The sequence below is a fragment of the Streptomyces sp. PR69 genome (assembly GCF_026420845.1).
Classification (GTDB): domain Bacteria; phylum Actinomycetota; class Actinomycetes; order Streptomycetales; family Streptomycetaceae; genus Streptomyces.
In genome coordinates this window covers 85,050-98,342 of the sequence record NZ_JAOWCB010000004.1, presented here as the reverse complement: position 1 = coordinate 98,342, position 13,293 = coordinate 85,050, and the positions used below count along the sequence as shown (strand labels likewise).

Genomic DNA, 13,293 nt, shown 5'->3' with positions numbered 1-13,293 from the left:
CGGGGTCCGCGCCCCGGGCAGTGCGGACGGCGGGAGTTCCTGGCTCATCCGGACGGTGCGCTCTGCACGCTCCTGCCGGACTCACAGTGGCGGGACCGCGCCGGACTCTCACCGGCTTCCTCCCCATTGCGCCGTCCACGGCGATGACGGGCCGTCTGGCCCGCCGACGAGCATAGTAGGGGTGCGGGCAGCTGAGCAGGGGATACGGCTTGTGTGATGGTCGGTATGCTCGCGGCCATGCCCACGGCCCCCTCCGCCGCCAACCGCCCGTACGGGGACGAACCGCCCCCGCGGGACGGCGCTGACGCCTGCCCGGGAGCGCTGCGGCTGCACTCCGCGAACGACGGCGCGCTGGCCCGCGTACGCATCCCCGCGGGCCTGCTGACCGCCGCGCAGGCGGACGTCCTGGCATCCGCCGCCGAGCGCCTCGGCGACGCCCGGCTCGACCTCACTTCCCGCGGCAACGTCCAGCTGCGCGGCCTGGAGCCCGCCTGCGGCGGCGAGTTGGCCCGCCTGCTCGACAGGGCGGGCCTGCTGCCCGCACCGCGCCATGAACGCGTTCGCAACATCGTGGCCTCGCCCCTGTCCGGCCTGGACGGCCAGGGGGCGGACGACGTCCTGCCCTGGGTGCGCGAACTGGACGCCCTGCTGTGCGCGAGCGAGACGGCGACCGCCCTGTCGGGCCGCTTCCTGTTCGCCTGCGACGACGGCCGAGGGGACATGACCGCGCTCGACGCGGATGTGACGATTCTCGCGTCGAACGCCGCCGGACAGCCCCCGGCGTGCGCCTGCCCCGCGCCCCGGGCGGCGACAGCCGGCCACGACGCCGCGTCCGCCCATACGGCGACCGCACAGCGGCTGCTGGGTACGCCCGATGCGCCGACGCCGCAGGAGGCTCGCCATGCGGCCGTCCCGCCTGGTCCGTCCGGCGCATCGTCCGGCGGCGGCCCGGCGGCGGCCCCGACTGTCGGCGGCGGGTCGGCGGGAGCCGACGCGCCCGCGCAGGGTGTGGCGCACCGCAGCCGGCCCGACGCCGTCTCCGCGTTGCTGCGCATCGCGGGCGATTCCGGGGCGTACCGTATCTCCGCCCGGCGTGCCGCGCGTGCCGCGCTTGTCGTCGCCGAGGCGTTTGTGGAGCTGGCCGGGGGGCAGGCGTGGCGGGTGCGGGAGCTGCCCGCGGGGAAGAGCCTGCCGCCCGGCGGTCTCGTACCGCTGCTGGCCGGACACGGCATCGAGGCGCGGTACGAGAGCGATGCGCCCGCGCCCGAGGGGCCCGCGCCCGTCCCCGGACCGGTCAGCGGACCGAACGGCCGCACCGCGCTGTCCGTCGCGGCGCCGCTCGGGCGGCTGACCGCCGCCCAGTGGCGGCAGCTGGCGGCCGTCGCGCGCGAGGACGGCGACGGCACACTGCGCCTCACCCCCTGGCGCGGCATCGTGCTGCCCGGACTCACCCCTGCCGCCGCACCCGCCCGGCTCGCCGCGCTCGCCGACGCCGGGCTGATCGTCGCCCCCGACGACCCCCGCACCGGCGTCAGCGCCTGCACGGGCAGGCCCGGCTGCGCCAAGTCGCTGGCCGACGTACGGGCGGACGCCGCGGCCGCGACGGCGTCCGGCGGCGGAGGGCTGCCCGTCCATCTCTCCGGCTGCGAGCGGCGCTGCGGCCACCCCCGGGGCCGGTGGACGGATGTGCTGGCCACCCCGGACGGCTACCGGATCGCCGCCCCCGATGGGCCCGTGCACCACGGCGTCACCCCCGCAGAACTCGCCGGCGCGCTCGCGGCGGCACGCACCACCCCAGCCACCCGGTGAGGAAATGAGCGAGAAGACAGTGTTCGAGTACGAGAAGGACGGGGCGGCCATCTACCGCGAGTCCTTCGCCACCATCCGCGCCGAGGCGGACCTCGCGGGGCTGCCCCCCGAGGTCTCCCAGGTCGCCGTGCGGATGATCCACGCCTGCGGCATGGTCGACCTCGTACGCGACCTCGGCTACTCGCCGCAGGCCGTGCTCCGCGCCCGTGAGGCGCTGCGCGCGGGCGCGCCCATCCTGTGCGACGTCTCCATGGTCGCCAGCGGCGTCACCCGCAAGCGGCTGCCCGCCGGCAACGACGTGATCTGCACCCTGTCCGACCCCTCCGTGCCGGAACTGGCCGCCCGTATGGGCACCACCCGCAGCGCCGCCGCCATGGAGCTGTGGCGCGACCGCATGGAGGGCGCGGTGATCGCCGTCGGCAACGCGCCCACCGCGCTCTTCCGGCTGCTGGAAATGATCGAGGACGGCGCGCCCCGCCCCGCCGCCGTCATCGGAGTGCCCGTCGGCTTCGTCGGCGCCGCGGAGTCCAAGGACGCCCTCGCCGAACACCCCTCCCGCCTGGAGCACCTGGTCATCCGCGGACGCCGCGGCGGCAGCGCCATCGCCGCCGCCGCGCTCAACGCGATCGCGAGCGAGGAAGAATGAGCACCCACCAGACGACGGGACGGCTGTACGGCGTCGGGCTCGGGCCCGGCGACCCGTCCCTGATGACGCTGCGCGCCGCCGAGGTCATCCGCGACGCGGACGTCCTCGCCTACCACTGCGCCCGCCACGGCCGCTCCCACGCCCGCCGCATCGTGGAGAGGCATCTGCGCCCCGAGCACATCGAGGAGCGCCTGATGTATCCGATCACCACCGAGACCACCGACCACCCCGGCGGCTACCGGGGCGCGCTCGACGACTTCTACGAGGAGGCCGCGGCCCGGCTCGCCGCTCACCTCGACGCGGGCCGTACCGTCGCCGTGCTCGCCGAGGGAGATCCGCTCTTCTACGGCTCCTACCAGCACATGCACAAGCGGCTCGCCCACCGCTATCCGACCGAGGTGATCCCCGGCGTGACCTCCGTGAGCGCGGCCGCCGCCCGGCTCGGCACTCCGCTGGTGGAGGCGGAGGAGGTCCTCACGGTCATCCCCGGCACCCTCCCGGAGGAGGAGCTGACGGCCCGTCTCGCGGCCGCCGACGCCGCCGTGGTGATGAAGCTGGGCCGCACCTTCCCCGCCGTGCGGCGGGCGCTGGAGCGCTCGGGCAGGCTGGCGGAGGCGCGGTACGCCGAGCGGGCGACGATGGAGGGCGAGCGGACCGGCGAACTCGCCGGGATCGACCCGGAGTCCGTGCCGTACTTCTCGATGGCCGTGGTGCCCAGCCGCATCGCCAACGCCCGCCCGTCCGCGAGCCCGTCCGCGAGCCCGTCCGCGGGCGCGCCCGCGGGCGAAGTGGTCGTCGTCGGCACGGGCCCCGCAGGTCCGCTGTGGCTCACCCCCGAGTCGCGCGGGGCGCTGGCCTTTGCCGACGACCTCGTCGGCTACACCACCTACCTCGACCGGGTGCCGCACCACCCGGGGCAGACCCGGCACGGCTCCGACAACAAGGTGGAGGCGGAGCGCGCCGAGTTCGCGCTCGACCTGGCCCGCCGCGGCCGCCGCGTGGCGGTCGTCTCGGGCGGCGACCCGGGCGTCTTCGCCATGGCCGCCGCCGTGCTGGAAGCGGCCGCCGAGGACCCGTACCGGGACGTCCCCGTGCGCGTCCTGCCCGGCGTCACCGCCGCCAGCGCCGCGGCGGCGAGGGCAGGCGCGCCCCTGGGCCACGACTACGCCGTCGTCTCCCTCTCCGACCGGCTCAAGCCCTGGGAGGTGATCGCGGAGCGGCTGCACGCCGCGGCCGCCGCCGACCTGGCGCTGGCCCTCTACAACCCCGGTTCGCGCAGCCGGACCTGGCAGGTCGGCAAGGCCCGCGAGCTGCTGCTGGAGCACCGCGCGCCGGACACCCCCGTCGTCGTCGGGCGCGATGTGGGAGGGCCGGAGGAGAGCGTTCGGATCGTCAGACTCGCCGATCTCGACCCGGCGCAGGTCGACATGCGGACGCTGCTGATCGTCGGCTCCTCGCAGACCCGCGCGGTGCGGCGGGGCGACGGGGAGCTGGTGTGGACGCCGCGCCGCTACCCCGGGAAGCGCGACGCGAACAGCTGACGCAGCCAGGCGGCGGCCTCGGGGGAGTCCGCCGCCGTCGGCACCCCCTGCGGCACGGGCGGCCGGCGGACCACCACCGCCGGGATGCCCGCCTCACGGGCCGCGGCCAGTTTGGGCGCGGTCGCCGCGCCGCCGCTGTCCTTGGTCACCAGCACCTCGATCCGGTGGCGGCGCAGCAGCTCGCGCTCCCCGTCCGCGGTGAACGGGCCGCGGTCGAGCAGCACCTCCATCCGCGCCGGGCACGGCGGCCGCGGAGCGTCCACGGAGCGCACCAGGAACCACTGGGCGTGCAGGTGCGCGAAGGCGGCCAGGCCCATGCGGCCGGTCGTCAGGAACACCCGTTCCCCCAGCGCGGGCAGCGCCTCGGCGGCCTCCTCCAGCGAGCCGACGGACCGCCAGTCGTCGCCGGGGACCGGGGCCCACGACGGCCGGCGCAGCGCCAGCAGCGGAACGTGCGCGTCGGCGGCGGCCCGCGCGGCGTTGAAGCTCATCGCCTCCGCGAACGGATGCGTCGCGTCCACGACCGCGTCCACCCGGTGCTCCCGCAGCCACCGTGCGAGCCCCTCGGGCCCGCCGAACCCCCCGATCCGCACCTGTCCCGGCGGCAGCACGGGCCGCGCCACCCGCCCGGCCAGCGAACTGGTCACGCGCACTTGAGTGTGCATCGCGCCGGCGAGCCGACGGGCTTCCGTCGTGCCGCCGAGGATCAGTACGTGCGGGGCGGGCGCGGGCGCGGGGTTCACCGGGGTCCTTCCAGGGGCGGGGCGGGCTGCCGGGACCCACTCAAGCACATGGCCCCTGGGCCCGCGTTTTACCGGGCGAAGACGCCGCCCGCGGCGAAGGCCCGCTCGGCGAAGCGTTCGCCGATGCGGAGATGGGCGGCGGCGTCCGGGTGGAGCGCGTCCGGCATCGGCAGCTCGGCGGAGTCCGCCTCGCCGTAGAGCTCGCGGCCGTCGAGGTAGTGCAGATTCGGGTCAGCGGCCGCCCGTGCGGCGACGATGCGGGAGAGCTCCTCCCGGATGACGGAGAGCGTCAGACGCGTGGGATCCGAGGGGTCGCCCGTGGCCCGGAAGGTCAGCCTCCCGGCGCCCGCGTTGTCGAAGTCGACCGCGGCCGGGCCGGGGGTGTCCTCGTGGATCGGGCAGAAGAGCGGCGAGACGACCAGCAGCGGCGCGGTCGGATGGCCGTCGCGGATGGTGTCGAGGAAGCCGTGGACGGCCGGTGCGAACGCGCGCAGACGCATCAGATCCGCGTTGACCAGATTGATGCCTATCTTGAGGCTGATCAGGTCGGCGGGGGTGTCCCGCAGGGTGCGGGCGGTGAACGGGTCGAGCAGGGCGCTGCCGCTCATCCCGAGGTTGGTCAGTTCCACGCCGCCGAGAGCGGCGGCCCGCGCGGGCCAGGTGCCCGTGGGACTCGCGGCGTCCGAGCCATGGCTGATCGAACTGCCATGGTGCAGCCACACCTTGCGGCCCCGGTCCGGTGCGGGCTCGACAGGGGCGTCGGTGCGCAGGGCGATGAGTTCCGTGATCTCGTTGTGCGGCAGCCAGATCTCGATGTCCTTGGGACCTTCCGGCAGCCCGCTGAAGCGGAGGGTGCCGGGCGGGCCGGGCCGGGTGTCGGCGGTTCCCGCGGCCATGTCGATGATCAGCGTGTTGCCCTCCCGCACACTGCCCTGGCCGGCCAGGCGGCCGTCGACGAGCAGGTCGTACACGCCGTCCGGGCGGGGCGGGGCGCCGACGTAGGACCGCTTGGTGGGCAGCGTGTCCAGCTCCACGGCGGCAGCGCGGGTACGGAAGACCAGCCGCACGCCGGAGGACTGCGCCTCCGCCACGGCCAACTGCCCGTCGCCGCACTGCGCCCGCGCCCACGCGGGCAGCCGGTGCGGCAGCACGCCGTGCGCGGTGCGCTCCAGCTCAAGGGCGCCGCGGAGGAGGGCGGGGGTGATGGGGGTGGTGATCCAGGGATGCGTGGTGTTCATGGCCTCGGGTCGTCGGTCGGAGGGTGGGTCTGTCCCCTGCCCCGCCCCTTCCCGAAACTGGGGGCAAGCCCCCAGACCCCCCGTACGGCCTTCGGCCGTGTCCTCAAGCGCCGGACGGGCTCACGTGAGCCCCGCCGGCGTTTGAGGCGCGGGGGTCCGGGGGCGGAGCCCCCGGTTAACGGGAAGGGGCGGGGCAGGGGACAGACCACCCCGCATCACAACCCGCCGCACCCCCACGCGGCAACCGAATTTCAGCAGACGTGGTCGCGGGAGCGGTCGCGTTCCGGCGAGTACAGATGGCTGTCCCGGAACGCCGACGCCGTCAGCGTCCGCCCCACCACAATCACCGCGGTGCGCACCACCCCCGCCGCCTTCACCTGATCCGCGATGTCCGCGAGCGTCCCGCGCAGGACGAGCTCCTCGGGGCGGCTGGCCATGGCGACGACGGCCGCGGGGCAGTCCGCCCCGTAGTGGGGGAGCAGCTCCTCCACCACGCGGTCGGCGTAGCGCGCGGCCAGGTGGAGGACCAGCAGCGCCCCGCTGCGGCCCAGCGTCGCCAGGTCCTCTCCCGGCGGCATGGGGGTGGCCTGCTGGGCGATGCGGGTGAGGATGACGGTCTGGCCGACCGTCGGCACGGTCAGCTCGCGCTTCAGCGCCGCGGCCGCCGCCGCGAACGCCGGGACGCCCGGCACCACTTCGTACGGCACGCCCGCCGCGTCCAGCCGCCGCATCTGCTCGGCGACCGCGCTGAAGACGGAGGGGTCGCCGGAGTGCAGCCGGGCCACGTCATGGCCTTCTTCATGGGCGCGGATCATCTCCTCGGCGATCCGGTCCAGATCGAGCCGGGCCGTGTCGACGAGCCGCGCGTGTGGCGGGCACTCGGCGAGCAGCTCACGGGGCACGAGACTGCCCGCGTACAGGCAGACCCGGCAGGAGGCCAGCGTCCGGGCCCCCCGCACCGTGATCAGATCCGCGGCGCCGGGGCCCGCGCCGATGAAGTACACCGTCATGCTGTGTCGTCTCCTGTCTGCTTGACCGCCCGACCGTGCTCGACCGGCGCCTCCGGGGTGACTGCCGTCTCCGGGGTGACCGGCGTCTGCGGCATGCCCGTCGTCCCCGCCGTGCCCGTCGCCTCCGCCGCGCCCGCGGCGTCCGGCTTGACCGCCGCCCACTGGGTGACCGGCATCGCCTGCCGCCAGCCCGTGAAGCCGCCCACCGGCACGGCGTGCGCCACCGCGAGCCGTACCAGCTCGCCGCCGTACCGCCGGCGGCAGTCGGCGAGCAGCGCCTCGGACTCCAGGGTCACCGTGTTGGCGACCAGCCGTCCCCCCGCGGGCAGCGCCTCCCAGCAGGCGTCCAGCAGCCCGGGCGAGGTCAGGCCCCCGCCGATGAACACCGCGTCCGGGGCGGGCAGTCCCGCGAGCGCCTCGGGCGCCCGGCCCGTGACCACCCGCAGGCCGGGCACGCCGAGTGTCCGCGCATTGCGGCCGATGCGCTCCGCCCGCACCGGATCGCGCTCCACGGTGACGGCCCGGCAGGACCGGTGGCTGCGCATCCACTCGATCGCGATGGAACCCGATCCGCCGCCCACATCCCACAGCAGCTCCCCGGGCGCGGGCGCCAGCGCGGCCAGCGTGGCCGCCCGCACATGACGCTTGGTGAGCTGCCCGTCGTGCTCGTACGCCTCGTCCGGCAGCCCCGGCACACCCCCGAGCCGCAGCGCGCCCTCCGCCCTGCGGCACTCGACGGCGACGACGTTGAGCGCGTCGCCCGGCGGATGCGCCCAGTCCTCGGCGACGCCCTCGACGGAGCGTTCCCGCCGTGACCCCAGCTGTTCGAGCACCCGCATCCGGCTGGGGCCGAAGCCGCGTTCCCGCAGCAGGGCCGCCACCTCGGCGGGCGTGCCGGCTCCTGCGCTGAGCACCAGCAGCCGGCGGCCGTCATGGAGTGCGGCGGCGAGCCGCGCCGCCGGGCGGCCGACGAGGGTGACGGTCTCCAGATCCTCCAGCGGCCAGCCGAGCCGGGCGGCCGCGTACGACACGGAGGACGGATGCGGCAGCACCCGCAGCCGCTCGGGCCCCAGTTCCTCGGCCAGCGCGCGTCCGATCCCGTAGAACATCGGGTCCCCGCTGGCCAGCACGCAGACCCGGCGCCCCGCGTGCGCCCGAAGCAGCCCGCGCACGGCCGGTCGCAGAGGCGTGGGCCAGGCGATGCGCTCCGCGGCGCACTCCGCGGGCACCAGCCGAAGCTGTCGGCCGCCCCCGATGACGGCCTCCGCCTCGCGCAGCGCCATACGGGCCGGCTCGGCCAGCCCTTCCCAGCCATCGGCGCCGATCCCGACGACGGTCACGGACGGCGGGGGGACAGCGCAGCTCACGGCCGGTTACCTCACGGGTGGAAGGGGACGGACCGGCACTCTACTCGGCCGTTCCCCCGTCCCCGCCGCCGCGTCCGGCCTGCGGATCACGCCGCCGGAATGCCACGCGGGCGGCGCGTCACCCGGGCGGCGCGTCACGCCCGCGGCTCAGGCGTCCGGCTCAGGCGTCCGGCTCAAGCACCCGGCCCAAGGCCCGCCGCTCACGCCTCGCCCGGGTGCCACGGCGGCCACTCGCCGGGCCGGTCCGCCCAGTGCACCTGCTCGGGGTCGTCCAGGTCGATGTCCGGGAACTCCCGCCGTACGCGCGGCTCGAACTCCTCCCGCTCCAGCGACTCCCAACCGCTGCCGCGGAACCGCACGAGCCGGTAGCGGCTGTCGGCGTCGTACGGCGCCACGTCGACGAGATGGCCGGACTCCTCCGGGGTGGTGGGATTCTCCATGGGTCCAGAGTGCCCCCGGGCGCCGTCGCGCGCGCGTCGTGGACGGCCGGTCGTGGACCGCCGGCGACTTCCCGGATGTTCCCCGATTCCCCCGCGGAGTGACATGTGTCACTACTACAGTGTGCATCCGGCTTCTCACCCTCGGACGGGGAGGGCGGGGCCGTGGGGGCACAAGGGGGAGCAGTGACCACGATTCTCTATGTCCATGGCACCGGTGTGCGCGCCGAGCGGTACGCGGCCGATCTGGAACGGCTGACAAAGGGGCTCGCAGGCGAACTGCCGGGCGTGGCGGTCGAACCCTGCCCCTGGGGCGACGTCCTGGGGGTCCGCCGGCCCGCCTTTGACGACATGCCCCCCGAGGCGGCCGCCCGCGTCCCCGACGAGGCGGATCGCCGCAGAGCCGTCTGGGCGAGGCTCTACGACGACCCCCTCTATGAGACCCGGCTGGCCGTTCTGGACGCGGACGCCGACGCCTCCGCCGTCCCGCCCCGTGTCGTCAAGGGGCTCGAACGCGGCTTACGCGGCCTGCCGGAGCACGGCACGGTCCGCGAGCGCGTCGGCGACGAGGGCGCCGCCGCGCTGTGCCGGGCCGTCGCGGAGCTGCTCGCGGACGAGGAGTTCGACGCCGCGCTGCCCGCCCTGGCCGCGACCAAGGCGAACGACCTCGTCGGCCGCGCGGTCACCGCCCAGTACATCGCCGTACGGGAAGAGGCCGCAGGCCATCTCGTCACCCCTGCCGAGCGGGACGATCTGGCGCAGGCGGTCGCGGACGCCCTCGGCGGCACGGCCCTCGGCGCGGGCCGGAAGGCGCTGCGGACCGGCTGGCGCACCGCGCAGCGCATCGCCCACCCGGCGGTGCGCCGCTACCGGCATCAGATCCTCGAACACGCCACGCCCGCCGCCGGGGACATCCTCCTCTACCAGGCACGCGGCACACCCGTGCGCGCCTATCTCGCCGAGCGGGTCGCCGAGGCCGCGGCGGACGGCGGCCCGGTCGTCCTCCTCGGCCACAGCCTCGGCGGCATCGCCTCCTTCGAGACCCTGGTCGCCGCCGCGCTGCCGCAGGTCCGGCTGCTGGTCAGCGTCGGCAGCCAGATCCCGTATCTGTACGGCATGGACGCGCTCGCCAGCCATCGCCACGGCGCGCCGCTGCCGGGGCACTTCACGGCGGACTGGCTCAATGTGCACGATCCCGCCGATCTGCTGGGCTTCCCCGCCGAGCCGGAGTTCCCGGGCCGTGTCCGGGATGTCGCCGTCGACACCCGCGAGCCGTTCCCGCGGGCGCACGGCGCCTACTGGGCCACCCAGGAGGTGTACCAGGCGATCGCGGCGGCGGTGGAGAGGAGCGCACGGTGACCCTGCGCGCTCTGCTCGTCGTCCCGGAGAGCTACGGCGACGGCTCCCTGCTGCCCGACCTGCCCGGCTCGCACCGCAGCGCGGTGTCGTTCGCCCGCTGGCTGCTCCAGCATGTGCGCGAGCCGTGCCACATCACGGTGTTCACCAACGCCGACCTCCCCGAAGCCGACGTCACCGGTCTGAGCTGGCTCGCGGACAACGACGGTCACCGCTTCGACGTCGCCCGCGCCGACCGCTCCAGCCTGAGCGGGGAGTTCCTCGACGATGAGGCACAGCTGGAGCAGCTCGCCCCGGACGACGCATTCGTCCTCTACTGGCTCGGCCACGGCGCCGTCTGCGGCTACGACAGACGCCATTGGCTCTTCCTGAAACGCCCCTCCTGCACCGTGCTGGAGGATCTCCGCGCGTTCATGTGCAACGAGGGCAGGCCCGAGCGGCAGTTGTACGTCATCGACGCCTGCTGTGAACGGGAGGTCCAGCAGGACACCGATGTGCACGGCGCCCAGCCGCTCATCGCCGCGCATGGGCAGCTGCCGCACCCCGAGTGGACCGACCAGCTCGTCCTCTACGCCGCCCGCGAGGGCGAGCAGGCGGCCGTCGACAGCGACGGCGGGGTCTTCACCCGCAGACTCCTCGGCGAGCTGGGCAAGCTCACGCCGCAAGACGCACTCGAACTGAAGGCGATTCAGGAGGCCGTGACGCGGCTGAACGAGAGCTTCGCCGAGGAGTACGCACGCCATCAAGTCGACCAGATCCCCACACACTTCCGCGCGACCCGCAAGGGGGCGGATGTGCTCCGGAGCGACTACCGCCCCTACACCCTGGTGAAGGAGCCGGAGATCGAGGCGCTGCGGTCCATCGTGGCCGGGGCGCACCTCACCGCAGGACAGCGGGGCGCGGTCGCCAGTGCCCTGCACCACGCCGGAGTCCACCTCGCAGAGCCGGACATGCCGCTGGAGGAGCTGGCGGCGCATGTCGCCGGGCTGCTCACCCGGCAGGAAGGACCGCCGGCGATCACCGTCTTGTGCTCCGTGCTGGAGTTCTTCGACCCGGACGGACCGATCCGCGACTGGTATGAATCTCTGAGCGAGCGCCCCGGGCTTCCCCCGCTGACGGATGACCATGCCCGGATCGCCGTGCCGCAGGGCACGTCGAGCCTGGTCGTCGAGATCCAGCGAGCCGAGGAGAAGGGACAGGTCACGGCGGCGTCGCGACGCAACCCGCTCTATGACCTCAGCGCCCGGTTCTACAGCGGCCAAGAGCCCCGTGACATCCCCCTCGCCCACCGGTCATGGCGCAAATCGCAGCTCGGCGAGGCGTTCCTGGAGGTCTACGACCGCACCTCCCGGCAGCTGACCGCGGACGAGCTCCACGACTCCCGGTTCGAGTTCCTCGTCGACAGGGAGCTGTTCGACCAGCGCTTCCACCGCCTGCCCTGCTATGCCGTCGAGAGCGGAGCCGCACCGCTGCTGGGAGACTGGGCCCCGGTCGTGCTCAGGGACCGCTGGCGGCATACATACGGACGAAGATCCAGAGCCTGGACGCGCATCGGCGGCGGGCATCTGGAGCTGCTCGCCGCGACCAACCGCTTCCTGTGGGACGCGTGCATCACGCCCTGCGACCTCGCGGCCGTGCGCGCCGCCTTCAGCGGAAAAGCGGCGGCCAGCAGCGCCGGAATCGTCCTCGCCCAGCCCAGAAACGGCGTCAAGGGCGCGCAGGACCATGTCTCGACCGCCCTCAACTACGGTGCGACGGTGGCGATCTGGCCGTACGAGGCCTGTCTGGACACCAGTCCGGGCACGATGGTCGACCGGAGCATGTGCCGCAGCGGCCAGTTCCGGAGGGCGCTGGAGGAAAAGCTTCTGGAAAGGCCGCTGAAAGATATCCCGGACATCATGTTCGAACTGCGCACCGGGAGCGGCGGCGTCGAATTTCCCGACATGGCCGTGATTTTCGAAGATCCGCTTCGTTTTCCAGTGGCCCGCACCCGGGTTGCCCAGCCTGTCGAAGGTGGTTGACCATGGACACATACGAACAGCTCGGCGGCCCCCCTCCTGCATGGTGGGTATATCAGGGGCAGTGGAAGAACGGGGCGGCCCCCGCGGCCCTCCCCGCCAGGGAAAGGGACAGCGGGCCGGAGATTCCGGACCCCCCGCCCTGGCGTATGTTCGGGCTAAAGGAAGCGCGCGCCTGCGAGGACGATCCGCAAAGGCCCCGGGACGATCCCTGGCATCCCGTCCCTCCCCCCAGGCCCGACCCCCGCGCACTGGCCTGGGACGAGCACATCGCGGTCGCCTACCACGGCGACGGCAAGGCCCATGACCTGGTGAACGCGGCCATCCATCTGCGCAGGCCCCTGCTGGTCACCGGACCGCCGGGCGTGGGGAAGACCACCCTCGCCGCGAGCGTGGCCAAGGAACTCAAACTCGGCCCCGTGCTGCGCTGGGGCATCACCAGCCGCTCCACCCTCCGCGAGGGCCTGTACGACTATGACGTTCTCGGCCGAATGCACGATATGAACGTGCGTCAGCGTACGTCACCCTGGAGGAAGGAGCCCGAAGGCGAGGACATCGGGGGATTCTTCCGGCTGGGGCCGCTGGGGGACGCCCTGCTGCCGAGGCTGCGGCCGAGGGTGCTCCTCATCGACGAGATCGACAAGAGCGATGTCGATCTGCCGAACGATCTGCTGCATGTCTTCGAGACGGGGGGATTCGAGATTCCGGAGCTGCGTCGCATCAGGGGGAAGGACCTGGTGTATGTCCGGCCCGCCGACGACGGGGAGAGGGTTCCCGTGCACGGCGGCAGGGTGTGCTGCGCTCAGTTTCCGATCGTCATCCTCACCAGCAATGGCGAGCGGGAATTCCCGCCCGCTTTCCGCAGGCGCTGTCTCTTCCTTCGGCTTGAACCCCCCACCACGGAGCGGCTGAAGGCGATTCTGAAGGAGCACATCGACAATCTCACCGATCTCGACGAGATCCAGGATGTGCTGAACCGCTATGAAGAGCTGAGCAGAGAGGGCCGCCAGCTCTCCCCGGACCAGCTCATCAACGCCGTACGGCTGCGCCTCAACGCCCAGATCGACCCGCTGGACCTTCAGACCATCGAGCAGGCCGTGCTGCACTCGCTGTCCGGGGCGTGACCGG

Annotated in this window: 11 protein-coding genes and 1 riboswitch; of the genes, 6 read left to right on the top strand and 5 right to left on the bottom strand. The window is 73.9% G+C overall.

Going from position 1 to position 13,293, the window contains the following annotated elements:
• Nucleotides 1–25: 25 nt before the first annotated feature.
• A riboswitch (cobalamin riboswitch) is annotated at nt 26–156 on the bottom strand.
• Between the two features lie 81 nt (nt 157–237).
• From OF819_RS05240 to OF819_RS05230, 3 genes are read left to right on the top strand one after another with little or no spacing between them, the layout of a single operon-like run.
• Nucleotides 238–1,809: a nitrite reductase gene (locus tag OF819_RS05240; protein WP_267242150.1), complete on the top strand. Its 1,572-nt coding sequence runs from the start codon at nt 238–240 to the stop codon at nt 1,807–1,809.
• Between the two features lie 4 nt (nt 1,810–1,813).
• Nucleotides 1,814–2,455 carry a precorrin-8X methylmutase gene (locus OF819_RS05235; protein WP_267242149.1) on the top strand — a complete coding sequence of 214 codons (642 nt, stop codon included), beginning with the start codon at nt 1,814–1,816 and terminating at the stop codon, nt 2,453–2,455.
• A complete protein-coding gene (locus tag OF819_RS05230) occupies nt 2,452–3,996 on the top strand; it encodes a precorrin-2 C(20)-methyltransferase (protein WP_267242148.1) in 1,545 nt (514 codons plus the stop codon). The genes OF819_RS05235 and OF819_RS05230 overlap by 4 nt, the downstream gene beginning before the upstream one ends.
• On the opposite strand, the gene OF819_RS05225 is transcribed toward OF819_RS05230, so the two are convergent.
• The 5 genes from OF819_RS05225 to OF819_RS05205 all read right to left on the bottom strand — a co-directional run bounded on the left by OF819_RS05225 (nt 3,966) and on the right by OF819_RS05205 (nt 8,794).
• Entirely contained in the window at nt 3,966–4,739 is a 774-nt protein-coding gene (locus OF819_RS05225) for a cobalt-precorrin-6A reductase (RefSeq protein ID WP_416370474.1), read from the bottom strand. The genes OF819_RS05230 and OF819_RS05225 overlap by 31 nt on opposite strands.
• A gap of 68 nt (nt 4,740–4,807) precedes the next feature.
• A complete protein-coding gene (locus OF819_RS05220) occupies nt 4,808–5,977 on the bottom strand; it encodes a GDSL-type esterase/lipase family protein (protein WP_267242147.1) in 1,170 nt (389 codons plus the stop codon).
• A 251-nt stretch (nt 5,978–6,228) separates the two neighbouring features.
• Nucleotides 6,229–6,987: a precorrin-4 C(11)-methyltransferase gene (gene cobM / locus OF819_RS05215; RefSeq protein ID WP_267242146.1), complete on the bottom strand. Its 759-nt coding sequence runs from the start codon at nt 6,985–6,987 to the stop codon at nt 6,229–6,231.
• Nucleotides 6,984–8,270 carry a precorrin-6y C5,15-methyltransferase (decarboxylating) subunit CbiE gene (cbiE, locus tag OF819_RS05210; protein ID WP_416370479.1) on the bottom strand — a complete coding sequence of 429 codons (1,287 nt, stop codon included), beginning with the start codon at nt 8,268–8,270 and terminating at the stop codon, nt 6,984–6,986. The genes cobM and cbiE overlap by 4 nt, the downstream gene beginning before the upstream one ends.
• A gap of 284 nt (nt 8,271–8,554) precedes the next feature.
• A complete protein-coding gene (locus OF819_RS05205; RefSeq protein WP_267242144.1) occupies nt 8,555–8,794 on the bottom strand; it encodes a hypothetical protein in 240 nt (79 codons plus the stop codon).
• 183 nt (nt 8,795–8,977) lie between these two features.
• Between OF819_RS05205 and OF819_RS05200 the strand changes: the two genes are divergently transcribed.
• Genes OF819_RS05200 through OF819_RS05190 form a run of 3 tightly spaced genes read left to right on the top strand, consistent with a single transcriptional unit; the run spans nt 8,978 to nt 13,289 of the window.
• Nucleotides 8,978–10,150 (top strand): hypothetical protein, encoded by a 1,173-nt coding sequence (locus OF819_RS05200; protein ID WP_267242143.1) that lies wholly within the window; start codon nt 8,978–8,980, stop codon nt 10,148–10,150.
• Entirely contained in the window at nt 10,147–12,168 is a 2,022-nt protein-coding gene (locus tag OF819_RS05195) for a hypothetical protein (protein WP_267242142.1), read from the top strand. Before OF819_RS05200 ends, OF819_RS05195 begins: the two co-directional genes overlap by 4 nt.
• 2 nt (nt 12,169–12,170) lie before the next feature.
• Nucleotides 12,171–13,289 (top strand): AAA family ATPase, encoded by a 1,119-nt coding sequence (locus OF819_RS05190; RefSeq protein ID WP_267242141.1) that lies wholly within the window; start codon nt 12,171–12,173, stop codon nt 13,287–13,289.
• The last annotated feature ends 4 nt before the right edge of the window (nt 13,290–13,293 follow it).

Bases quoted from the DNA above. Each gene is read 5' to 3' on its own strand.
- OF819_RS05205 (WP_267242144.1), bottom strand. From the start codon at position 8,794: ATGGAGAATCCCACCACCCCGGAGGAGTCCGGCCATCTCGTCGACGTG.
- OF819_RS05240 (WP_267242150.1), top strand. From the start codon at position 238: ATGCCCACGGCCCCCTCCGCCGCCAACCGCCCGTACGGGGACGAACCG.
- OF819_RS05190 (WP_267242141.1), top strand. From the start codon at position 12,171: ATGGACACATACGAACAGCTCGGCGGCCCCCCTCCTGCATGGTGGGTA.
- cobM (WP_267242146.1), bottom strand. From the start codon at position 6,987: ATGACGGTGTACTTCATCGGCGCGGGCCCCGGCGCCGCGGATCTGATC.
- OF819_RS05230 (WP_267242148.1), top strand. From the start codon at position 2,452: ATGAGCACCCACCAGACGACGGGACGGCTGTACGGCGTCGGGCTCGGG.
- cbiE (WP_416370479.1), bottom strand. From the start codon at position 8,270: ATGGCGCTGCGCGAGGCGGAGGCCGTCATCGGGGGCGGCCGACAGCTT.
- OF819_RS05220 (WP_267242147.1), bottom strand. From the start codon at position 5,977: ATGAACACCACGCATCCCTGGATCACCACCCCCATCACCCCCGCCCTC.
- OF819_RS05235 (WP_267242149.1), top strand. From the start codon at position 1,814: ATGAGCGAGAAGACAGTGTTCGAGTACGAGAAGGACGGGGCGGCCATC.